Genomic DNA, 23,151 nt, shown 5'->3' with positions numbered 1-23,151 from the left:
TGTATCAGATTCTCCATGGTGGTTTTACAGTCGACATCGCAACGTCACTGTCTTCGAGTCTTGCGGTTTTTCGTTCTAGACAGTGCCAGGCAGCTAGCTGTCCTCCAGCGCGGGTGGACGGCCGCTCGCGACGCCTGTGAGGAGGGAACGTAAATGCAGCAAACCCTCTCCGGATGTACCTTCTGCGATGCACTCCCCGGCTCGGATCTGGGCGAAGCCCACACTTGGGGGACGGACGAACGGGTCATTCACCCGATCTGCGTCGATTGTGTGATCCAGATACGGCCAGATCCCGACAAGCGCAACCACTACGCCTGCGACGGGTGCAGACTCGTCGTCAACACACTCGCAGCGCTCACGCGGTTTCGAGTGGAATTCGGTCACCTGGAAGGACCACTGCAACTGTGTGCACGGTGTAGTCCCAGTGGACCAGCTACGTACTGGACTCGCGACCTCGAGGAGCATCTCGTCGCGGCGCCGGAGGAGTAACCCCCAAACACCCTTTACTGTTTCGCTGTAAACTGTAATCAAAACCAAAACCATGTCACGTACATCACACCGAGCCAACGGCGACGTCATTCAATTCGACAGTCTCCGTAACGATCTCCGTGTGGGTGGCGCTGGCCTCGTAGGCGGTAACGTAGTAACCGCTATCGGAGGACACCCCTCCCCCTTGCATACGAACTGCGAAGCCCGACGCCGTCCCCGTATTCACCGGATATGCAAATCGGGGTGGACCCTTGATGGCACGGATGTGGATCGATTTACCAGCGATAAGAAACATCTACCAATTAATGCTCTCATCGAAAAGGAAATCGGGAGCGGTTCAAGAGCGCCTGTCTCGACTTCGTGGACGCTTGTAGTCATCAGTAATCCAAACCAGAATAGACGATAGAGATGGGCGACGACGGCCCTCGAAGCACGATCGGGGTGATGGCTGGGCGTATAGGTAGGGAAGTCGACCTCTTTAGTGGAATACCGCCAAACACCCGGTAGCTTGTTTCAATGGCTGAGCGCTTTCGATAGAGTTGTTCGACCTGCTTGGGCGTGCGATCAGTCAGATCACACGCCACGTATCCTCGGACGACCTCATCGTGTTTTCCGCAATCTCCGGCGTAATAGGAGACAGCAACCGCGAGCGGGAACTCTAGTGGACCATCCAGTACGTTCCTAACCGGTTACGTAGCGAGTCTCATGACAGACACAAGGGGAGCACTCCGCTGCCAAGAGTCGCCCCCATCTATCAGTTCCCCAACTGGGTACGGATTTACTGGATGGTCCACTAGAATGTTGGTTAAGACGACGAGCTGTTGCCGAACGTGGATTTACACTTCGAACAGCCAAGATAATTTCCGGTGAACTGAACCGGATTCTTCGCGGTTAACTCCCGGTCACAGAATTCGCAGGTTACTGATTCTGTCTCTCCAACACCGCTTCCGTATCCGACGGTAATAGACCCTTCTTCCGTATCAGTAGCCAGTGAGAGTACGAGGTCTCCTGTTTCGTATTTAACAAGAGTTATCGAAACCGGTTTAAGACGAACTTTTAGAGCGTGTCGATCACGAATTTCCCGCTGCTTTTCGGGAAATCCGGTCTCACGCTGACGGTTTAACTCCGACAATTCCGTCTGGAGCTCGGTACGTTCCTGTTTAAGTTCCTTCCGCTGCCGAAGGGCTTCCATCCGTTCGGCTTCGTCACCCGTCTGCTGCAACGTAGCACTCAATTCGTCGATAGTGTCCGTTAGCGACTCGATCTTTTCTTCGAGTTCAGCGATACGTTGCTCCTGTAACCGCCGATACTCTTCGAGTTCAGCGTCAGCAGCACGGGATGCGTCATCGTGAATTTCATCGATAGTAAGGCGGATCTGTTCTCGAATCTTCCCACCAGCTGAGTTGAGAAGATTGCGTATTCGGTCGGCCGATAGCTCACCGTTCCACTCGTGAAACCGATCAGATCCCTTCTTCGTTTGATCGAGAAAGGCCCTCGTTATCCCCGGAAGCGGTTCGTTCGATCGAACATCGAGCGAAATCGCGCGAAGGAGTTGCGTTTGGTATTCGCTAACGGTTTCGATGCTTATATGAAAGAGGATAGTTAGCGCTGTCCGATCGTAGTAGGGTGTAAACGAGGTGTCGACTACCTCAGCACTGCTTTCCGTTGCCCAGTCAGGAACTCGGATCTCGACATCGTCTGCTGTCAGCGTCATCGAACCGATCGGTGCACGATCGGCAGCCTCCTCGATCAGCTCCTGAAAGAACGCGCTCTCGGGGTGGAGGAATTGCTTGTCTTCGTCCGAATCTTCTTCATCGGCTGACGGGACGAGTGTTAACGTGCCAGGCTCCACTATGGTGTCAGCTTCCTCGGGGACAGTTACGAGCCACTGCTTTCCTCGCATGTCGATGGAACAGCCAAGCGATTCGAGATACTGTTGTGTGAACTGCTCGGCTTCGGATTGCGTAACTTCGAGGGCTGCATCAGTCATCGTTCGCCCCCAGATCGAATCCCTCAAATACGCCGTTGTTAAATTCCTCGAGCTTGTCAGCGAGTTCTCGCTGTTCCTGAAGGTCGACGGCCATCGCATCGAAATCGTTCTCCAGGTCAATCTCCAAATCGGCCTTGACTAAACGTTCGAAGATCTCGTCTTCGAAGCTCGTGCTGGATTCCTCGAGCCGCGTGAGAATTGCACTCAGCTCGCCGACAGTTTGTTGGAACAAATCAATTTTATGATAAAGCCTATCGAGAACGTACTCTTCAATTGTATCCTCAAGCGCCATATTGAAGACGTAGATTTCCCGTTTCTGGCCGATCCGATGGATGCGTCCAATCCGTTGTTCTACTTTCATCGGGTTCCAGGGCAGGTCGTAGTTGACCATGATATTGCAAAACTGGAGGTTGCGGCCTTCGTTCATTGCATCCGTCGATACTAACACTCCCCTTCTTCTTCGAAGTTCTCGACAATGTCTTCTTTTTCTTGGCTCGAATGTCCACCATGGAACGCATGGACGGTGTAGCCCTCAGCTGTTAGCCGGTTCAGAATCTCTCGCTGCGTTGCTCGGAACTGGGTGAACACGATGACGCGGCCCATTTCGACGTGTTCACGCGCCTCTTCGACGATATCAAGCAACCGATCCTGTTTGGTGACGGTTTCAATGTCATCGACCAGATCGAGAATCGACTCCAGTTCATCGGCGTGCGTGAGTTCCGATTGCTCGTGTAGTCGCTTCTCGATCGTCCCCTTGAGCGCTGCGGGACTGCTGACCACCTCCTTTTGAAGGAGCATCAGTACCAGTTTTTGCCCCTGATCCTCGCTATACGCTCCACGCACATAGTCCGAAACCGCTTCGTAGAGCTGTCGTTCCTCGTGTGTCAGCTCGAAGGTACGGGTATCGATCTTTCGCTCCGTGAAATCGACATCCGTGTCGACCCGTTTGTTTCTGATCATCACCTCATTGAGACGGTTCTGCAGTTCATTCTGGTTGACAAGCGTCTCTTGACTCTTGTTCACAAAGTACTGATGAAAGGTATCTCTACTACCGAACAGTCCGGGTCGAAGCAGAGAGATGATATTGTAGAGATCGGTTAGTTCGTTTTGAATGGGAGTTGCAGTGAGGAAGAAGGCGTAGTCGTAGGTGAGATTTTGTATCAGGTCGTACCGATCTGTTTCTTCGTTTTTGATGTAATGGGCCTCATCGAGGACCAGAACGTTCCAGTCTTTCCGAAGGACGGTTTCGCGGTGCCGATCGCTTTTGGCGGTATCAATACTCGCAATGATGTAATCGTGCGCGTCGAACCCTTCGAACTCGTCATCGTAGTTGCAAACGAAGTCGAGGCCAAATTTCTCCAGCAGTTCTCCCTGCCATTGCTTCGCCAGCTGCGCTGGTGTTAGAATAAGTACCGAGTCGTCAGTCTGCCGGTAGTGCATCTCTTTGAGTATCATTCCGACCTCGATGGTCTTCCCGAGCCCGACTTCATCAGCCAGGAGCGCTTTTCCGTCCATCTCGAACAGCGCTCGATAGGCAGCATCCACCTGATGTTCGAGAAGTTTTACAGAGTCTCCATCGAGTTTTGTGAGCGACCGGAGTTCGGAGTCCGGCTGCCCTGCTTTAAGACGGAGCGCCTGTACGGTATGGAAGTGTTCTCCTCGGTTTTCCTCCTGTATTCGTTCGAGAAGTGGATCCGTATCCTCGTGAGTGACCTCGACGTCGACGAGGTCGTAATCATCCATATGTATGAAAATTCAGTTCTATATTATATTTGTTCTGCACCTAGGGAACCGGTCGACTATTGATCTGGAAGATGTCTGGTGGTTAGCCAGAAACACAGGCCAAAATACTTATCCATACCTGACTTACACTTATTCTTAACAGTCAAATGTCTCAGACTGATCCTTTGTCTCGGACTATTACCGATACGGTTACGCTGAGCCGTGAACTCCGGGAAGAAGGGCAAATCGACGGACAAGTAAAGCTCTACAATGTCGATGACGAGAGCGAGTTCGAATCCGACGCCGAGCTCTTTTTCGAGCGTACCTTGATGACTCGTGGACTTCGAGAGGCTCTCACGATCCTTCGCGATTCCTTGACCGGAGAGGATCCCCGTGGCACCCACATTCTCTACGGACCGTATGGGAGTGGAAAGTCTCACCAAATGGTCGCTCTCTACCACTGTTTGCCAATCCCCACACTGCTAGCGCGTGGGCCGATGGCGAAATTGAGGGGGTTGCAGATTCCCTCCCAGAAGATGCCGTCCCGGTCACGGTTTCGATGCAAAACGAGCAGTACGAGCATCTCTGGGAGCCATTCTTCGAGGCGGTTGAGTACGAGTCCGATACGTACGAGTCGGGCGGCTATCCGGACATGAAGACGATCAGGGAAGCTGTAGGAGACAGTACGGTCGCCTTCATCGTCGACGAACTCGAGGACTGGTTCGACACGCTCAGCGGTGACCGCAAAAGCGCAAATAAGGGCTTCCTCCAGGCACTGCTGGAATCGACTGCACTCTCCGATCTCGAACTCTACACGATCGTCTCCGTGCTTCGCGAGGAATCCGAGGTTCACGAGATCCTGAATCGCGAGCAAGCTGTCGAGGTCAATATGAACAATCAGGTGGACAAACGCGAGGTCCTTCGACACCGCCTGATCGATTCCGTCGACGAGTCCGCTGCACGCGAGATCGTCAACGGATACTACGACGCCTACAACGACGCCGAAGGTCACGTCGATGTCCCCGATGGCCTGCTGTCGGATATGCACGATCTCTATCCCTTCCATCCTGTCCTTCTAGATGCCCTCGAGACTCGGTACTATGCCGACGACGGCAACCAAAATACACGTGGGATGATCTACCTCTTCTCGAAGGTTCTCCTCGAGATGCGAGACAAGACCGATCTCATCACACATGGCGATATCGACGCCATCGAGTTCGAGGATGAGCTCGCGAAAATCAACTATGAACGGCTCAATGCGGCAACAGGCGATATCAAAAACCGCATTGACGAGGACGATGTCCCTCACGGCCGTCGTATCCTAAATACGATCCTTCTCTATTCGCTCAAGCCCAGCGAGGGCGAGGGGGCGGACACCTCGGAGATTATTATGGGGACGTACGAAACAGGAAATCTAATTTCGGACGTCGTGCTCAACCTCGAACGACTGCACGGGGTCGCGTGGCACTTGCACAAACTCAACGGAAAGTACGCCATCCGCGATCGACAGAACCCGAACGCCCTCATCAGGAATGCCGCTGTCGACGTCTCCGAACGATCGGCCAAGGCCGAAATCGCTGACATTGTGGGAGAGATTTTCGGATCGAGTGCGCATCCCGTTGGCTTCCGCACCGATGACATTCAGAACGTTCCCGACGATCGGGATATCACGGTCGTCGTCAAGGACAGTCAGTGGATCCAAGACGAGATAAAACGCGTTATCACGAACGACGGGCGAGGGCGAGAGTGGCGAAACACGCTCGTATTCGTCCAGCCAGCCGGCGAGAAGGCGATTGAGTCGGGAACACGGTACATCGACAAGGCGCGGTATATCGAAGGATCACGGCAAGTGCTCGCGGATGACTCTCTCGATGACGAAATTCGGGAGTCGATCCGCGAAATGAAGGCCCAAGAAGAGAACGAGCTTCGCGAGGAACTGCAGCTCCTCTACGGAGAGGTCATTGACGGGAACGATCTCCTAAATGAGTTCGACCTGGCCGCACCGATGGATCTCGACGTGTTCGTCGGCGGCGACGATGAACTCAACTCGACAAATATCGCTAACGCTGCGGCCGCCGACCCCTTCGACCTCCGGAGTCATGTCTGGACGATCGTCGAGGATCTGCTCGATCGAAAAGGTGAGATTGCGATCGAGAGCGTCTACGAGGAGTTCCTGCGAACGCCACAACTCCCGATCCCGGGCAGCGCAAACGACGTTCTCAACGCAACAGTTGAGGCAGTGCAGGACAAGCCGGTGCTGGCTCGGGACTCCGGTGGGTTCCGGGACGACCTCTCGGGGAGTTCACTCGACACGGTACTCGTCAGAACGGACGCGGTGAAGACGTGGGGCGTCGACGACGTCGAGCAAGAACTGCGACAGCGCTTCGGAAGCGGTACCACTGCGATTGATATTGGCGACTTCGAACTCGAATTGCTCGAGGACGGTGAGGTGTGGATCGATGGGGACAGTCACGACGTAGTGATGCGGGCTATCGGTCGATTGGGTCACGAGGACCAGTACATCGTCATCCGCGGGAACGAGATCCTCGACAAGCCACAGTCGGATGCGACGCTGCGAGACATTAGCAGTGCGACGGAAGTGGGTACGACACAGCTCGCCGAGCAGATTGAAGCGAAGATCGATCAGGACGGATACGCCACCCTCGAGACGATCATCGGCGAAATCCGCGCCGACGAGACGGTCTTCCTCCCACCAGACGAGACCGAAAACGCTGCCCGCGAGGCGGTGAACGACTTCCTGGTCGACGAGTACGTCTTGGAGGCCGGCGGACGGTACCTCGAATCGCTCGGCGATCGCGATCCGGCGACTGTCAAGCTCGTGCCGACGGTGACCGATCGGATCAGGACGAAGATCCTCGACTACATTGCGGACCGCGAGTCTGGGAGTCAGTTCACGGTGAACAAAATCTGCGATCGGTTCGACAGCACCGTCACTGAGGCGATGGTGGAGACGTTCCTCCTGGAAAACCTGGGTCGTGAGGATGATCCCGCGTACGTCGTCGGCCCAACGGGGTCGGACGATGCAGCCGACTGGGTGCCGGGTTATCCGTTCCGTATTCCCGACAGCGGAGGAGGCGGATGGCGGTTCGAGTTCACTGGCGACGACGTCGCGGAACTGCGTCGCAAGTGGCGCGATAAGAAACAGGGAGGGACTGTCGATTACGGCGACGTGACGTTCATGCTTCCGGATAAGGAAGGCGTGCCTGGAACACTGCAGGGAACTGCCGAAGTCGAGCGTACACAGGTGAACCTGACGCTGCGATCGGGGCAAGAGTTCACTAAGGTTCAGGATCTGTTCGAGCGGATGCCGGACGCGGCGTCGAGCCTGAAAATCGAGATTAGTTTCGAGTTATAGTTATGTCTAAGGAAATCCAACAGTCAGATGACGAATCGGACCGAACGGAACTGCCGATCGAACGGGGGTTCCCGATCGAGCGGGTGAACGAGATCGCGGAGAAGGAAGGGCGAGCAAAAATGCACTATCGCCCAATCTATACGATGCACAAGTGGTGGGCTCGCCGTCTGGGTTGTGTTTTCCGTACGATCTCTCTGTACACGCTACTCGACGACCCGGAGAAGGTCTCCGTCTACGAACCGGGTCACGAGGGCGAAACGCTCGCAGCCTACGGCGACGACGCCGACGGTGAGTCCGACCTTGATGTCACCTCACTGCTCGAACGCGTGGATATGACTGACCCGGAGAGCCTCTGGGAACTCTACCCGAAGGATGTCCGCATCGAAGACAAGAAGATCCTTGACCCGTTCATGGGCGGCGGTACATCGCTCGTTGAGGCCTCCCGTTTTGGCGCGGAGGTCGTCGGGAACGACCTGAACCCCGTCGCGTGGTTCGTCACGAAGAAGGAACTTGAAGCCGGCCAGACCGACGTCGAAGATCTTGAGGAAGCCTTCGAGCAGGTGAAGGATGACGTCGCTGACGAGATCACGCAGTACTACAAGACGACCTGTCCGAACGGGGATCATCAGGCGGACGTGATGTACAACTTTGGGTGAAGGAACTGGACTGCGTCTCTTGTGGGCATACTGTCCCGCTTTTCAAGGATTACCGTGTGGCGAAAGAACGGTATGCCGACGACCCAGGGTACAACGTTCTCTGCCCGGATTGTGGTGCAGTTACGGTAGTAGACGATTGGCAGTCAGAAAGTATCTGTAACGACTGTGGACATGGCTTCGTTCCAAAGGAAGGGAACGTTTCGCGGGGTGGGAAGTATAATTGCCCTGATTGTGGACAGAAGTACAGAATTACGGACGCGATTCAGGAGCAGGGTGGATACGATTTGCGGCTTTACGCATTAGAATACTACTGCGAACACTGCGACGACGCCGGCGAGCCGAAATCCGCACACAAAGGGTACAAGGAAGCCAAAGAGTTCGATAAAGAGCTCTTCGGAGAGGCCGAGCGTGAGTGGGAGGAGAGTAAAGAACTCCACGAATACGTCCCTAACGAGGAAATTCCACCCGGCCACATGACCTCCGAGCGAAACCCGGTGTTTGATCATGGTTACAAGGAGTGGACAGATATGTTTTCCACTCGTCAGCTTCTGTGTCTATCGAAATTACTGAAATCGGTTGACGAAGTCAGTTCGAAAAATCACCGGGAGTTCCTTCTTATGGCCGTCTCTGAATCTCTAAGATATTCCAATATGATGGTTTCGTATAATACGTCACACAACAAGATAGGTGATCTTTTCCGGACGAATTCATTTGATCCTCCAACATATCCCATCGAGAATAATATCTGGGGTGCCGAGTTTGGGAGTGGTACTTTCACCGCCATGTGGGACATGGTGTTGAGTGGTGTCGAATATGCAAACAGTCCTACTGAACGATTTGTGACCGGTGGTGAAAACAAGAAAACATCCCCATTTGCGCACTCAGCGGGAGGAGATTTCATTATCAATCAGGGCGACATGCGGACCCTCAACTACGAAGATGAGTTTGACGCCGTCATCACTGATCCTCCATATTACGATAACATTATGTATTCGGAGGTGGCGGATTACTTCTACGTCTGGCAAAAGATTCTTCTTCAAGACGAGTATCCCGGGTTTGATAAAGAAAAAACCCCACGCGCTGAATCCATCGTCACGAATCCATTCCTTGACAAAACTGCCAAGGATTTCGAATCAGAACTCAGTCAGGCTTTCTCAGTCATCAAGCGTGCACTCAAAGACGATGGATCGCTCACGTTCACCTACCACCACAGCGACTCTGAATCGTGGGGTGAACTCCTTGAGTCGCTCTGTAACGTCGGCTTCGAAGTGACGGCGACATATCCGCTTACAGCAGACATTAACAAATTCATCACGGGAGAAGCAGTCTCGTTTGACATCGTGGTCGTCGCCCGCCCCATCGACGACACCGAACCCACATCATGGAACTCCCTTCGCCGCGACATCTACCGCACGGCCCGACGCACCCGCAAGCAACTTGAAGAGAACCGTGACCTCTCCCGCGGAGACATCGGCGTGATGGAGATGGGCGCATGTTTCCGCGAGTACTCCAAACACCACGGGAAGGTCCAGCGCGACGGCGAGATCATGTCCGCAAAGGAGGTCGTCCAGGAGATCTACGGCATCATCCAGGAGGCCAGCGACATCGGCGTCGAGGACGTGTTCATCGACCTGCTGGACACGTCGAACGTCTCCTATGACGACGTCAACAAGCTTTGCCGCGGGACCAACGCCACGCCCGAGGAGCTCACGGAGATGCGCCTCTACAACCAGGACGACGGCTTCGAACTCGGCACCTGGGACAACGAGAAGCGCCAGGCGTACATCCAGGAGCGCGTCAATGGCGACTCCGACGACCACCTCTCGAACCTCGACAAACTCCAGTTCCTTCGGTATCGCTACGAGAAAGGACAGGCGGTCCAGAACTACGTCGACAAGTGGGATGTCGACGACGACCTGCGCGAACTCGCCGGCCGACTCGCCGACGTCACCGGCGACGACACCTACACGCGCGTCCTCGGCGATCGAGACATCACGAGTTACTAACCATGGCAGGGCCAGGTCAAATTCCGGGACGGTACAACGTCGTCGTCGCGGGTGAATACGAGACGTTCGAGCACCAGATGCCGATCGAGGAGTTCGTCCAGCGACTCGAAAACGACGATGTCCCGGAGACGGTCAGCGTAGTCGGGCTTGGTGCCGCCTTCGAAGAGGGCGAGGGTGCCGCAGAACTCGGGCGATCGATGGATCGGCGGGCGAACGATCTTGAATACCAGAGTCCCACAGTCCAGTTCGTCGTCGAGGGCTCGTTCCATCGAAAGGGGAAGACCTACGACCTGCGATACAACGATGAACTGTATCCACTACAGGATATCTTCGGCCCCCAACTCGATCGGAAGGGGAAGGGTGATTGGCTCGTTGCACCGTTCTAATGCAGGTGAGTCGATCGGTTCGGATAGAGGAGTCCGAGATTCATACTAAGGGCTATACAATTGATTCCATTCGTCGTTGAATCGCAGCTGTGTCACGCAGTGCAGCGTCAAACCACGCATCATGGTGCGTGATTGGGTCGGCTTGTTGTTGCTCATCTTGTGGTTCTTTATTGGTGTTCGGATGTCGTTGCCAATCGAAAATAACCCAATGGAGGTGAAACGGATCTAATTCCTCGCTCAGCGCGGGGAATTCACTGCAGATCTCTTGACAAAGTTGTTCGTAGCGATCGATATCGTCCGTCTGGGGCGTCCGGTCCATCCCCATAAGATTGGCTTCGTTACCGTCGATACACATTTTCTCCGTATACCCGAGTGTTGCAAACAGAAACGGAGTCTTGACCGTTCCGACGAGTCGAAGACGATCTAGTGCGGTTTCGTGTGCAGAACTCACGTCTTTATTTTCCAGCATTGATGCCAGATTCCTCCACACGGTATTCTGGTCCAGGCTTTGCTGAATACTATCCAGTTTCTTTCGCCGGTAGTTCACGGATTCGAGTGCAGTCTCGAGATTACGGTCATTCATGAGTTTCCGGAGTGATTCTTCGTGCCTGTCAACCGGTGTCTGAATACTGATGACGGCGTTTATATATGATAACTGGAGGTAGGCGGATTTTCCCTCAATATCGGTAGTATTGAGCCGATCGTGAATCGTATCGAGCTGTGACCAGATCTGCTGATACGTCTCAGTGTATGTCCGATAATGTTCCGTGATCTGACGGCGAGTCTCGTCATCGATAGTCGTGATGGCCCCCATAGGGTGCTGTCAACAGACTACAGTGCGGGACTATACATTTGCTAATGGTTTAGTGAAAATAATGCACGAATAGTCGGAAAATCAGCATCTACAATACAAATGCTACCCTGCTGCAACAAGCCCTAGCAAAAGTCATACCGACACGCTGTCTCTAGACGTGCCGATCGCGTCTTGATTGTCCCGGAAGAATACGAGCATGACTCAGCGCTCGAGCAGTTTGAGCGGTTTTTCCTTCTCTATTTCTCCGGTCCCGTTATTGAGGAAGTAGAGATCAATCCACTCCTCCCCCTCGTCCCGACGGAAAACCGGAATACAGGTCGTCGCGTGTTTGTATCGATCGTTGCACCGCGTCTCGATCTGCTCGCGCGTCCACTCGCCGTCCTGCTCTAAATCGTTCCGATTGCGGACGTTCCACGAGTGCTGATCGGCCGCTGCTTTGATAACCCGCAGCGAGAATTCCCTCGTGTCTTTGAACGTGAACGGACTGCTCATCTCTCGGGCCCGATCGAGATCTGTCTCGCTGACGCCGTCGAGACAGAGGTCATGTTCGGCAACCGCGTGGAACGGCTCGAGTTCCGGGGCCTCCGTGACGAGCACCGTGTAGAGGTACTCGTACATGGCAGCCTCGTACGACTCGAGCGTGAAGTGCTCGCCTTCGGGGGAAACGATCTGCAGTTCTGCATCCGTCTGCGTAACCGTCCGGCGCTTAGGTTCGAGCAACGGACACAGGAACCCAAGATACTCGGCCTGAAGTAGATACGCATAACTGAACAGACGCGATCGCGACGGCGACTCTTTGACTGGGTCGTGACCGTCGGCGTAATACTTCGAGTCCAAGATGGCGAGCGTCTCCGTACCCCGCTGGACCGCGTGATCGGGCTGATGGTAGATGTTCGCCTCGTCTGCGAATGGCTTTACCGACGGCGACCCCACAGCGGTCACGTCGACGAGATCATCCCGGTGATCGTACGTCTTGATCTTCTCGAGTTGCTGTTCGAGGACGACTTGCGAATACTGCTCGAACAGCGACTCCATGTTGATGACGTAGTCGATCGTCAACTCACGCTGGCCCCGTTCGAGCTGCCGACTGAGAGAAGAGGTGGCGATCGCCTTCGAGACATCCAACGCTTTCCGGTAGTAGTGACGTTCCTTCGGGAGGTCGTATAGTGAGAACGATCGATACTCACCGATCCGCCGGGGGGAGCTGGACACTCCGAGTTCCTCGAGTTTGCGTAGTTCTCGGTGTACCTGTGAGAAGATGTGATTATACCCGGGATAATCGTACTCGTCAGAGTGATCCCGAAAGAGTCGGAGTAACACTGTTCCGGCATAATGAAGCAACGAGTTTGCCGGATTGTCGTATTCGACTTCTTTCAAGACACAATGGTGCTGTGTACGTCCTTCTGCGTGGTTTACAAGGGTTTGCTTGACGTCGATCTCCCCACGAACATCGTCGAGATCCGCCCGCCGAGTTTCGAGATCGCGGATGAATCCGTTCCGGTGAATGACGTCGATTCCCTCCAAGTAATTGAGAGCAAGAATCAGGAAGATGTCCGAGAGTTCGATGTCGTCACCCAGAAAATTCTGTAAGGGAACGCCGCGATACTCGAGCGAGCGGTTCTGATCGTAGACCGCAAGCACCATATCGAAGACCGGTTCCCAGTCGATCTTTGGATTGATTTGGACCTTCGCCGTGGGCGTGAGGCTGACGATTCCGACGACGTCACGTGCCTCTACTCGAAGCGTCGAACCGTCGACGGTAGCTGTGAGCACCGTATACTCGGTATCCTCATCGAACGCCTCCTGGGTTTTCTTGAAGACGTTCGGGGTGACGCGGTCGAACGAGGCTCGCTCAAGTTGATCGACGATCGACTCCGGACAGTCTTCGATAACGATCTCGCCGCGCTCCGGAACGTCGAACGTTTCGGGTCCGTAAATATAATGACCGTCGCCACTATTCATAGGAACCCAACTGACGCTGCTCTGCCTCGAGCTCACGCTTTGCGAGATCGGCCGCAGGGGTTAGATCGAACTCCTCAAACTCGTCGTTGAGGGCGCGATAGTGGTTTTCGATCCGCTCTATCTGCGGGAACGCCGCAGAGTTTAGGAGCCGTGGAACGATGTACGTCCGAAACGCTTGCCCGACCGCTTTACCTGGGTCATCAAGGTACAGTTCCGGATCGTCCGTCGATTCTCCGACGAACTTCGCGATATCCTCGTAGTGCATCGGACCGAACCGCATGATCGGTCCTTGCGACGTCTCATTTGTTCCACCGTTGATCCCGCAATAATCTCTCTCAAACAGCTCCAGAAGACGTGCTTCGTCTATCTGCGGTGAGCTGGACGAGTCCACGGAATCGATGTGGTCGTCGATGAACTTCTCGAAGAGTTCCCGTCGACTATCGTCGCTGTACTGGTCGACCTCAATCATAGCGAATCGTCGTGTGATGGCGTTATCGAGTTCGTTCACCGTCCGATCCGACATGTTCATCGTGCAGATGATATTCACGTTCTCGTTGAGAGTGATCGGTTCGCCATCATCAGTCTCGATGAGTTCCTGCTGCGGGTTCTCGATTGCCGTGTAGAGTGGACCGAAGATCTTGGAGATATCGGCGCGGGTAATCTCGTCGAGAATAACGGTGTAGTCGATGTCGAAGTCCTTCGATCGTTTCACCGCCTCCGAGACACAACCCAGTTCGGTCTCGTAGTCGAGTCGACGCCCGCTCAAACTCGGTCCGATTCCACCGATGATATCTTTCGCTGTCCACGAGGGGGTGGCCGTGTTGAGCGAATAGCCGATTGAATGCTCGAGCGCCAGTTGTTTCGCGAACGTTGTCTTCCCCGTCCCGGTCGGTCCGTACAGGACGACCGGCTTTCCGGTCTTCAGTGCTACTTTCGCGTTTCGGTAGACTTCGTCAGGAACGAGCATGGTATCCGGCGTATTGTCGTTCCTCGTGATGACGAGCCGTTTGAGATCTTCGGACGCTACCTCGGACTTGAGGACTGCTCGACGGATCTGGCCGATCCCTCGTCTCCCGTCGTGGAGGGTGTCGAGCCGTTGTTCTCTAATCAGATAGTCGAGAACGTCCTCGTCAGCAGCGTTTTCGATCGCGCTCACGACCTTGTTCGGAACTTCTCGAAGAACATTCAAATCGCCTCTCGCATCGTCCACTGTATACTCGCCGTTTGAATAGTTCATTGAGAGAGGCAAAGCACCAGAGTACTAAAAATTAGTTGATAAGACAATCACTTTGAACTGTGTATTCGCTGGATTTCCGCCATCGTCCCGACAGTGGCAGAAAGGCTTTATAAACAGTGATATCTACCTTCGAAAGAATGGAAGATAATATGGCGGAGAAGCCGGAGATGCTCGTTAGCCCGTCCGATATGATAGACGGGACGATGGGCACTGTCTAGTTACTCGATTGCGACGTACAGGAGCGTTTCAGAGCCTGTTACAGCGTAACGGTGGGATCCGTGATTGTCGCTGGTTATGGGAAGTTTGCTGAAGCAGCCGACTTATCGCTGCTCATAGAACAGAGTCCGCCTATATCAGATCCAATATGGTAGTTTTACAGTCGGTATCGTCACTTCATCACCTCCCTGTATTGCGGTTTCTCTTATCTAGACAGTGTCCAGCGACCGGCACTGTCTAGTTCAGCACCTCGTCGGCTGGCGTTCGTCCATCGAGCGATTGGTGCGGTCTCTGACAGTTGTAGTAATGCACGAACTGTTCAATCCACTCGCGTGCGCTCGCCCGACTGCCCACCCATGAGTTATGAAAACGGTCAACTTGTATTTTGAGGGTATGAAACCACTTTTCGATGAGGTTTCGGTCGGTGTAGTTCACTCGACCATTCAATCCTAATCGAGCAAGGGCAGTCCGATAACCGAATTGATCAACGAGAAACTCAGCGTTAGAGAGATCGTGTTTCTCGCGAAGTCCATGCAGAAATGCAGCCGCTTGATCGGTACCGTGCCGACCGAACAACGCGACATCGAGGATCAGCTTTGACTCGGTGTCTATTGCGGCATACAACCAAGACCATTCTCCGTTGATCTTGACAGCGGTTTCGTCAACAGCGACCCGCTTCGGCTTCGCCTCAGGCGGGTCGCGTCCGCTGTCAGATAGCCGATGTCCCCAGTTCCAAACCGCCCCATGAGAGCGTTCAACGCCTAATTAAGCGAGAATCGTTGTTGTCTCTCGAAGCGAACAGCCGGTCTGATGGAGGCGGACGGCGAACGCCCTGACGGGCGACGCCGTCCGCTCGTTCTCCCAAGATTCTTCTAGATCCTCCTCGTAGCTCTCGCTGAGCAGGTCTGCGAGCATTCTAACCAATTCACTCAACGACCTGCTCACTTCTCAAACTGGCTCAACTAGACACTGCCCTAACACAATAGCTGTTATCCACCTTAGGAATCATTATACCGAGTTTTACGTCTACCGCCTGTACTGAACGGTAGCTCTCAGCAGAATAGTATTGTGTGAGCTATTCTCTGATAATTAAGATCGGTTTCTCTGATTAGTCTCACTCTCTACTTGGCGCTCCAATCTCGAGTTCGTCGACAGCCCTAGCAGGCCGAATATCGTGATCGACGAGACGGGTGGCAGCCAGTTTCCATGTATGCTCAGCTAGTTCGGGATCAGCCTGCTCGTACTGGACGCTAAACTCAGTCAGCGCGACAGCGATGAGACGGTCATCTCTGTATTCGGATTCAGACATCGCCGACAATGGTCTCCCGATCGTATATAGATCAGAGCATGAGGGTTAGAATACCAGCAAAGAGTTACCGAGCAAGATGGGTACCGAACTATTTCTCTCGAACTTCAATCCCAATGCTATAAGTGACTAGGTATCATTAATCAAGATGGAAGCCGCGCTCCACCTCGTCGCGGGGGCATGCGTTGAAATGCCCCGGGTGCAGGCACACCCGAGACGTGGCTTCCAACCCGCAAGGGTTTGCAAGCCATGTTTCGCTTACTTCTAACGGGATATAAACGTCCCGCACGAGAGTCGCATCGCACTCGAGTAGCCGTCGATTCCGACAGTCGCCGCTCGAGGTGGCTATGAGCGAGAAAAGACAATCAGGAGAGAATGAAGACTGGTCGCTGCCATCGTGTCCGCATTGCGGGAAAGCAGTGATTCTGGTACACACACGCGGTCCGATGGAGCATGTCGCGGCGCCGTGTGGCTGTCAAGTGGCATCGCCAGACCTCTGAGGAAAACTCAATCATCGACGCGATTGAGACTACCGCTGCCACATATTTTGAATCGGCGTGATCAACGCGAAGAGGAGCATTTTCTATTGATCCAGCGGAGATCGGTGAAGGAACGATCACGGAAACCGAGAGACGATTACGTTCTAAATCCAGTATTGTGTTTCGAACCGCATGAGTTAGTCTTCTCACATATCGAAAAGAGATGGACCAGACACACCCCGGAGTGCCGATGTAAGTCATCCGAAATCGAACGGGGCAGCTAGTCTACCCCTCAATAACGATTTAAGTACGATCACTGTGTAATCTCTCCACCAAAGAATATACCAAAGAATATAAATAACTATTCTTCGTTATCGGTCATACGAGAGTCACAGTACTTGAGTTGTGACATCGGTCACAACGTGTCCAGCCGAACCGCGTGTGACCGCCAATTTGTTCTTTCCGTCTATCCTATTATTCTGAATCAGTCTTTCCAGCATTTCTTGTAGACACTCTCGGAGCATTTACATCGGCACTAAGGGGAGGGTGTGTTTCAGCAAAATAATCTACATCGGCACTCCGGTATGGTTACACTGGCACTTGGGGGTCCCGAAATCGAAGACTCAGCCGGTATCTCGGCCGGTTTTAGATCTTACATCGGCAACCCGGTATGTTTACATCGGCAACGAGGGGTTAGGATTAAGTAGCCTCTCCAACATTCTCGTCGTATGTCAGGCTCAGAGTCTTTTTTCGACAACCAAAACTATATCTTTGCAAACAAGGACTTGCTACGGATTTCTCATCTGGTCGAGGGTGATCGGATTATCGGTCGAAAGGACGAACTCAACAGCCTCGCGCAGGCACTCAAGGACGCCGTCCAGGGCCACACACCGAATCACGTCCTGATCTACGGGAAGACGGGGACGGGAAAATCTCTCTGCTCAAAGTATATCACGAAGGATCTCCGCTCGAGTGCTGCGGAAAACGACGTTTCAATTGGAGTTGCCTATATTGACTGCCTTCAGCACGCGACGGAAACGCAAGCTGTCCGCTCGATCGCTCGTGAGTTCAACGACGAAGCCGAAACGGGAATCTCGATTCCCTCTTCGGGGCTGAGTACGGGCGAGTATTATCGTCGGTTCTGGAATATCCTCGATTGCCGATTCGATGTGGGTATCATTATCCTCGATGAGGTAGACAAGATCGGCGACGATAATATTTTGATGCAACTTTCTCGAGCCGTCGAATCTGGCAAACTCGAGGACAGCACACTCGGAATCATCGGCATCAGCAATAAGATTCGGTACAAGGAAGAACTCAACGAGCGCGTCAAATCCAGTCTGAGCGAGCGGGATTTCGTCTTCCCACCCTACGATGCGAAGCAACTCCGGGCGATCCTCGAATCGCGAAAAGACGCCTTCCAAGATGGTGTACTCGAGGATGCAGTAATCCCAAGAGTCGCTGCGTTAGCTGCAAAAGAACACGGTGACGCACGCAAAGCGATCGACATCCTCCGCTATGCTGGCGAAATCGCTGATGAGAACGGTGCGGGAACTGTGGTGGAAGAGCACGTGAATCAGGCACACACGCGAGAGGAGCAAAACCGGCTGGCAGAACTCATCTCGAAACAGCCGCCACACTCGAAACTACTCTTACAAGCGCTCGCATTCCAGACTCAACAGGCACCAGACGATGAGCCGGCGATTCCAACGTCAGATATCTATTCGACCTACGAGGTTCTCTGCGAACAGGAGGGCTCTGATCCGCTTCGGATTCGGCGGGTTCGTGAGTTACTGAGCGAACTATCATTCCTCTCGATCATTGAACAGACGCGAAAGGGACGCGGTCACGGCAAGGGCGCACACACAATTCACGAACTGGTCGATGATCCGGAACTGGTCTTGAAGGCCTGCAAATCGATCTAACATCGTGATGGCGCGTCTCCCCGCCGTAAATGGCGAGGCTTTGCGCCTGCTATTCAGTAATCGCTCAGCGGATCACTGTTTGAGCGAGTTGGCAGGAAGTGATTATCTCAAACCAATGGGAAGAGGCTTGACCCCAAAACGGTTCACGACTCCGTTCCGTATACATAGACACCGCGTTCAACTGTGTTTTCACCGGCTTCCACGCGTACTGGGAACTCATCATCCTGAGCCACAGGATACGTCTCGAACACGAGATCAAGTTGTTCCATTTCACCAGCGGGGACCGTCACCGTGTGGCTGTCCACCGTCTCTGGATCGTTGCCGACCACCAGATCAACCTCGCGCGTCACCTCCGCGGCACCAGTATTCTCGATTGTAGCAGTTACCTCTAGGACCTCCCCACCGGTCACCGGGCTATTCGTGTCTTGAATCCGTACGACAACGTTCTCTTCATTCCCACCATTATCGTCTGCCGTAGCGAAGTCTTTGAACACCCATGGATTGACCGCCGTATACGCATTATTGTCGTCGAGTATCCACGCTTCGATCTGACACGTATGGCACCCGCCATCAATCTCAACCGAGGCGGTGTCGCTGGCTCCCTCTACATCGGACACGTCAAGGATCACGTCCGACTGCGTCATCCACCACACGACACGGTCCAGTTCGGTACCGCTGCTCGAGACCTCGAGTTCAAGCGTGGTGGATTTGTCGGCGGCAAGTTCGCTGGTGGCCGGCCAGGCAGCATCGACGGTTGGCGGTGCAGCCCCATTCTCGGTTACCGTCACCTCCCAGCGTGAGGCAGCGTTCCCGTCCCCAGCGGTCACGGCCGTATCCACGAGAGATGTCCCTGCAGAGTCAAACGTATGCGCGAAGTACTCGCGGCCGACGTCATGGAAATACGTACTGGGCCACGGTCCTACCGGCGTCGTGATGTACTCACCATCGACGTACCAGTGTGTCGAACCCTGACTCGCCATCAGTTCGGCATCAACCTCAAAGAGGATCGTTGTCCCCGGACGAACCGTTAGCTCCTGGTCGTAATCGGGATACGCATACTGGGCGTCGCACGGGTCTACACCGGCGACATCGACCATCGACTCGGCGACAGTGGTCTCGGTTTCGAGCCGGACCGGGAACGTATCATCGACGCGTACCGGATACGTCCGGAACTGCAAAAATCAACAGTCCGTGTCTCGCCTGCGCCGACCGGAACTGTTCGCTCGCCTACCACCTCTGGGTCCTCACCCACAATAAAGTCTAGTTCAACGCGTTCATCAACGGATCCGCTATTCTCGAGTTCGGCAGTCATATCGAGAAGGTCACCGCCCTCGAGCGGTGCAGATATCTCGATGATGTCGACAGTGATATGGCCGGTCACCCCACTACTGTACGACACGAGCGGAATTGTGCCGATACTGGTACCAACCCCCATCAAGTACTGCCGCCGGTTCATGCCATAATATACCGTATCCAATGGCAATAAGTTTACATAGGTCTCGGATATGCTATTTCTCCATAACTAACGCGCAGCACAGCGGAACCTTTCGTCTAGTCTAGGCAAGAAACTGACTTCCTGAGAGAATTATTACCCTTGTTAATAACAAAGAAGAGTATAATGTCAACGTCTCTGGCGCAAGCAGACATGGATTGACGGTTACAAAAGATGGTGAGGTCAAGTAAAAGTCACCAATTGTTTGACTATTTATAAGCAAGCCGACTTACCGACCAATTCACCGGAGACGTGAGGGTAATCAATACTAAGAAGACATCTATAACATCCTCATTCTAACGTAATTGATCGAAAGCCGCACTTCGGGGACTGACACTTCCAATTCCCGGTTGAAGGATCTCGTTCAAGTTGGCTATCACAATTGGGACAGCATCGCGGTGTCGTATCAGACTCATCTCGAGAATTGTTTGGTGTGGAATCCCGGGAGGGGGCGACGTAGCCGATTGCGAGCCAGCCATCGCAGCGAACACGCATCGCAACTGTCTCGTCATCACTCCACGCGAAACGAGGGGTCGTCTCAAACGGGTAGAGCTGATCGAACACTTCGAGAAGTTCTTGCCCGCGATACGTCGCTTCCCCAGAGCCGGAACTGTCTTTCCAGTGCCAGTGTGCGTCTCCGAATGAGGACATAATATCCACTCTGTCAGGGGTGAGTGTGAGCAGTGAGTCGGGAGAGTCTGCTTTCAGGTCGAGAAAATCTTCGAACTTCCAGTCAACAACGCGGGCTTCAGCAGTATGACGGTCATGGATCGTGCTGAGATCGAAATCAGCAAGTCGCTGGTGCTGGCCATCTTCACGGTCAGGGACCACAGTCGGCACAGTTCCGCCATACTCATTTGCTTCCATGGTTATCCGGTCGTCGTCGAGTGAAACCACTACGTGCTCGGGATCAGTAGCAAGAGTAGCGAACCGGAGGGTTGTAAGGTGCGACGGATGAACCGCTACAGCACCAGCAGTTGAACACTCGAATTCCGGAACTGCGTCTGCCGGACAATGAGCGTGCGTTGCCTGACGATACACATTCGATCGGATCCAGATCCCTGATTCGTTCACCCCAAGAATCGCAGCTGAATCAGACAACATCGCGTTCGCTAACAACTTGATATCTCTCGGATGGAACTCGATCTCAGCGTCGATTGGCCCAAACTCGACCGACCAATTACTGATATCATCTACAGACATGGCTCAGTCACTCGTTTCCTGATTTTCGGCCAGACCTGGTCCACTCTCCAGACAGCTGGCTGGACTGGTTCGTTTTCGGAGCGAACGAGAGTGTTCAGTCGTAGGCACGGTTCCACCGGCTGGAGCACAGCGCGGCCGCTGCGCGGGTGAATTGTACGGCACACCGGCCAGTTGTGACAAACATAATAAGTTTTAGCCCTTTAGAACAGCATCCCGCCTGATTTATATTGGTGAAATAAGAGGATGGTACTGATGGATGCACACGGCGGCAGCGAAGACTCACGTGGCCGCAGCTACACCGAGACAGCGCTTATCGAGCACCTTCGAACAGTTACCGACGCGTACCAGCGACTTCCGACGATTGCCGATCTCGACCAATATGCTGAGGAATTTGACCCAGCGATCACACCACATCCCCAGACGTACATTTCTCGATTCGATAGCTGGACCACCGCGCTGGAAGTTGCGTTTCCTGACGCAGAGCTCTGTCGTGAACTCTGGCGAGTTGCGAACAAACTTGATCGACGGCCCTATCAGGACGATCTCGACGATCACGGCCGGTTCGGCTCGAGAGCATACCAGCAACGCTTCGGATCATGGGAAGCCGCGCTGGAAGCCGCCGAGTTCGACCCTGCAGTTCGCATCCCTGAAGTCTTCCTGATCGCTGATCTGTGGCGGGTTGTGATGCTCGAGGAGACGTACTCAGAAACCGAATCTAAGACGTGTAAACCGGTGTTCTCTGCAATCGATGACTGGTGGTCACTTTCGGTGGAGAAACTCCAGCATCACGGGAAGTACTCGTATCAGACTTATATTCGGCGGCTAGGTGGGGCTCGAGGCGGTCTCGTCGGAAGCGAACAGCAAGTTGGCCTACGGAACTTCCAAGACTGATCTATTCCGGAAATAGATGGTAGATAGAGATCATAGCTGTCCCTGGTAAATGCTGGGGACCCATATAGCTCAGAAGTTTCTCGCCTATTCTGGAAAATAAAATCCTCAGTAAACCGATCTATGATGAAAATGAGAGTCTAAGTAGAGTTGACGTTGGGAGCCACCTTACTCATCCCCTCTTCGTCGCCGTTTCCTCTGCAATTGCCATTTTCTCTGTTCACGTATCTTTCCGTGGCCGGCCACCACGACTGAACAATTCAACAACCCCCAATACTTTCTCATTTTTAATGCATTCCACTAACAAACGGAGAAAGAAATATACTACTAGAATAATTAAATTTATGTGATTTTCACACCTCGGAGGAGTAGCTAAATCAGTCCATATAGTTACTAGTAAGAGAACGGTACAGATAGTATCGTATGAACGACCTTGAGCGGGCAATTCATATCGCGACGGATGCATACACTGGGCAGACAGACAAGGCCGGTGAGACGTACATTCGGCATCCATTGCGTGTGATGAGGCAGATGGACACTGAGACTGAACGAGTTGTTGCAGTCCTCCACGATGTTGTTGAGGACTCCGATTACGAACTTGACGATATCGAGAGTCAATTCGATACCACTGTTCGGGAGGCAGTTGATGCACTGACGAAACGAGAGGAAGAGTCGTATGCTGAAGCCATTGAACGAGCCGGTTCTAATACGATCGCCCAGCGTGTGAAAATCGCTGATCTCAGGGATAACATGGATCTTACTAGGCTTGAATCAGTCGACGATGAATCCCAGAGCCGACTCAAAAAGTATCACCGATCATGGCAGCGACTTAATGAAATGGGTTAACCTGATTTTGGTCACTGCAGGGCTTCGCGCAGTGCATTTATGACACGAGAAACAGTCTAGGGCAAGATTCTGAGACAGTACTTTGAAAATAATACTTTGTCTATCTGCAGGCGCAGTATTGACATATGAATTGTTTTCTAAAATAGACTACTCACTCT

Annotated in this window: 12 protein-coding genes and 5 pseudogenes; 7 read left to right on the top strand and 10 right to left on the bottom strand. The window is 53.4% G+C overall.

Annotated elements, in window-relative coordinates; translation table 11 throughout:
- Positions 1-153 precede the first annotated feature (153 nt).
- Positions 154-489: a hypothetical protein gene (locus tag K6I40_RS02120; protein WP_222912671.1), complete on the top strand. Its 336-nt coding sequence runs from the start codon at positions 154-156 to the stop codon at positions 487-489.
- Positions 490-983: 494 nt separating this feature from the next.
- Here the strand turns inward: K6I40_RS02120 and K6I40_RS02115 are convergent.
- From K6I40_RS02115 to K6I40_RS02105, 3 genes and pseudogenes are all read right to left on the bottom strand, one after another.
- Positions 984-1,151, bottom strand: a pseudogene (locus K6I40_RS02115) (ISH3 family transposase); the annotation flags it as partial.
- 143 nt (positions 1,152-1,294) lie between these two features.
- Positions 1,295-2,479: a hypothetical protein gene (locus K6I40_RS02110; RefSeq protein ID WP_222912670.1), complete on the bottom strand. Its 1,185-nt coding sequence runs from the start codon at positions 2,477-2,479 to the stop codon at positions 1,295-1,297.
- Positions 2,472-4,222 (bottom strand): annotated as a pseudogene (locus tag K6I40_RS02105) (SNF2-related protein). Before K6I40_RS02105 ends, K6I40_RS02110 begins: the two are co-directional and overlap by 8 nt.
- A 146-nt stretch (positions 4,223-4,368) precedes the next feature.
- Here K6I40_RS02105 and K6I40_RS02100 point away from each other — a divergent pair.
- The 3 genes and pseudogenes from K6I40_RS02100 (at position 4,369) to K6I40_RS02090 (ending at position 10,625) form a co-directional block, all read left to right on the top strand.
- Positions 4,369-7,577: pseudogene (locus K6I40_RS02100) on the top strand (DUF499 domain-containing protein).
- Between the two features lie 2 nt (positions 7,578-7,579).
- Positions 7,580-10,239, top strand: a pseudogene (locus tag K6I40_RS02095) (DUF1156 domain-containing protein).
- A 2-nt stretch (positions 10,240-10,241) separates the two neighbouring features.
- Positions 10,242-10,625 carry a hypothetical protein gene (locus tag K6I40_RS02090; protein WP_222912669.1) on the top strand — a complete coding sequence of 128 codons (384 nt, stop codon included), beginning with the start codon at positions 10,242-10,244 and terminating at the stop codon, positions 10,623-10,625.
- A gap of 52 nt (positions 10,626-10,677) precedes the next feature.
- Here the strand turns inward: K6I40_RS02090 and K6I40_RS02085 are convergent, their stop codons facing one another.
- The 5 genes and pseudogenes from K6I40_RS02085 to K6I40_RS02065 all read right to left on the bottom strand — a co-directional run bounded on the left by K6I40_RS02085 (position 10,678) and on the right by K6I40_RS02065 (position 16,163).
- Positions 10,678-11,439 carry a hypothetical protein gene (locus K6I40_RS02085; RefSeq protein WP_222912668.1) on the bottom strand — a complete coding sequence of 254 codons (762 nt, stop codon included), beginning with the start codon at positions 11,437-11,439 and terminating at the stop codon, positions 10,678-10,680.
- A gap of 201 nt (positions 11,440-11,640) precedes the next feature.
- The gene (locus K6I40_RS02080; protein ID WP_222912667.1) at positions 11,641-13,401 is read right to left on the bottom strand and encodes a restriction endonuclease; all 1,761 of its coding nucleotides are present in this window, start codon (positions 13,399-13,401) and stop codon (positions 11,641-11,643) included.
- Entirely contained in the window at positions 13,394-14,638 is a 1,245-nt protein-coding gene (locus tag K6I40_RS02075; RefSeq protein WP_222912666.1) for an AAA family ATPase, read from the bottom strand. The genes K6I40_RS02080 and K6I40_RS02075 overlap by 8 nt, the downstream gene beginning before the upstream one ends.
- A 453-nt stretch (positions 14,639-15,091) precedes the next feature.
- Positions 15,092-15,769: pseudogene (locus K6I40_RS02070) on the bottom strand (IS6 family transposase).
- A gap of 199 nt (positions 15,770-15,968) precedes the next feature.
- On the bottom strand, positions 15,969-16,163 hold the full coding sequence (locus K6I40_RS02065) for a hypothetical protein (RefSeq protein ID WP_222912665.1): 195 nt from the start codon (positions 16,161-16,163) through the stop codon (positions 15,969-15,971).
- Between the two features lie 1,204 nt (positions 16,164-17,367).
- Between K6I40_RS02065 and K6I40_RS02060 the strand changes: the two genes are divergently transcribed.
- Positions 17,368-18,564, top strand: a complete 1,197-nt coding sequence (locus K6I40_RS02060) for an orc1/cdc6 family replication initiation protein (protein ID WP_222912664.1) — start codon at positions 17,368-17,370, stop codon at positions 18,562-18,564.
- 143 nt (positions 18,565-18,707) lie between these two features.
- On the opposite strand, the gene K6I40_RS02055 is transcribed toward K6I40_RS02060, so the two are convergent.
- Both K6I40_RS02055 and K6I40_RS02050 read right to left on the bottom strand, forming a co-directional pair.
- Positions 18,708-19,742 (bottom strand): hypothetical protein, encoded by a 1,035-nt coding sequence (locus tag K6I40_RS02055; RefSeq protein WP_222912663.1) that lies wholly within the window; start codon positions 19,740-19,742, stop codon positions 18,708-18,710.
- Between the two features lie 605 nt (positions 19,743-20,347).
- Positions 20,348-21,259: a transposase gene (locus K6I40_RS02050; RefSeq protein ID WP_222912662.1), complete on the bottom strand. Its 912-nt coding sequence runs from the start codon at positions 21,257-21,259 to the stop codon at positions 20,348-20,350.
- Between the two features lie 252 nt (positions 21,260-21,511).
- Here K6I40_RS02050 and K6I40_RS02045 point away from each other — a divergent pair, with 252 nt between their 5' ends.
- Together K6I40_RS02045 and K6I40_RS02040 are read left to right on the top strand one after the other, a co-directional pair.
- Positions 21,512-22,150, top strand: a complete 639-nt coding sequence (locus tag K6I40_RS02045) for a hypothetical protein (protein WP_222912661.1) — start codon at positions 21,512-21,514, stop codon at positions 22,148-22,150.
- 420 nt (positions 22,151-22,570) lie between these two features.
- A complete protein-coding gene (locus K6I40_RS02040) occupies positions 22,571-22,993 on the top strand; it encodes an HD domain-containing protein (protein ID WP_222912660.1) in 423 nt (140 codons plus the stop codon).
- The last annotated feature ends 158 nt before the right edge of the window (positions 22,994-23,151 follow it).

This window comes from Natrinema sp. SYSU A 869 (assembly GCF_019879105.1).
Taxonomy (GTDB): domain Archaea; phylum Halobacteriota; class Halobacteria; order Halobacteriales; family Natrialbaceae; genus Natrinema.
The sequence above is the reverse complement of the archived record's forward strand: the minus strand, read 5'-3'. Positions and strand labels throughout refer to the sequence as shown.

Bases quoted from the DNA above. Each gene is read 5' to 3' on its own strand.
- K6I40_RS02075 (WP_222912666.1), bottom strand. From the start codon at position 14,638: ATGAACTATTCAAACGGCGAGTATACAGTGGACGATGCGAGAGGCGAT.
- K6I40_RS02110 (WP_222912670.1), bottom strand. From the start codon at position 2,479: ATGACTGATGCAGCCCTCGAAGTTACGCAATCCGAAGCCGAGCAGTTC.
- K6I40_RS02085 (WP_222912668.1), bottom strand. From the start codon at position 11,439: ATGGGGGCCATCACGACTATCGATGACGAGACTCGCCGTCAGATCACG.
- K6I40_RS02120 (WP_222912671.1), top strand. From the start codon at position 154: ATGCAGCAAACCCTCTCCGGATGTACCTTCTGCGATGCACTCCCCGGC.
- K6I40_RS02090 (WP_222912669.1), top strand. From the start codon at position 10,242: ATGGCAGGGCCAGGTCAAATTCCGGGACGGTACAACGTCGTCGTCGCG.
- K6I40_RS02060 (WP_222912664.1), top strand. From the start codon at position 17,368: ATGTCAGGCTCAGAGTCTTTTTTCGACAACCAAAACTATATCTTTGCA.
- K6I40_RS02040 (WP_222912660.1), top strand. From the start codon at position 22,571: ATGAACGACCTTGAGCGGGCAATTCATATCGCGACGGATGCATACACT.
- K6I40_RS02080 (WP_222912667.1), bottom strand. From the start codon at position 13,401: ATGAATAGTGGCGACGGTCATTATATTTACGGACCCGAAACGTTCGAC.
- K6I40_RS02065 (WP_222912665.1), bottom strand. From the start codon at position 16,163: ATGTCTGAATCCGAATACAGAGATGACCGTCTCATCGCTGTCGCGCTG.
- K6I40_RS02045 (WP_222912661.1), top strand. From the start codon at position 21,512: ATGGATGCACACGGCGGCAGCGAAGACTCACGTGGCCGCAGCTACACC.
- K6I40_RS02050 (WP_222912662.1), bottom strand. From the start codon at position 21,259: ATGTCTGTAGATGATATCAGTAATTGGTCGGTCGAGTTTGGGCCAATC.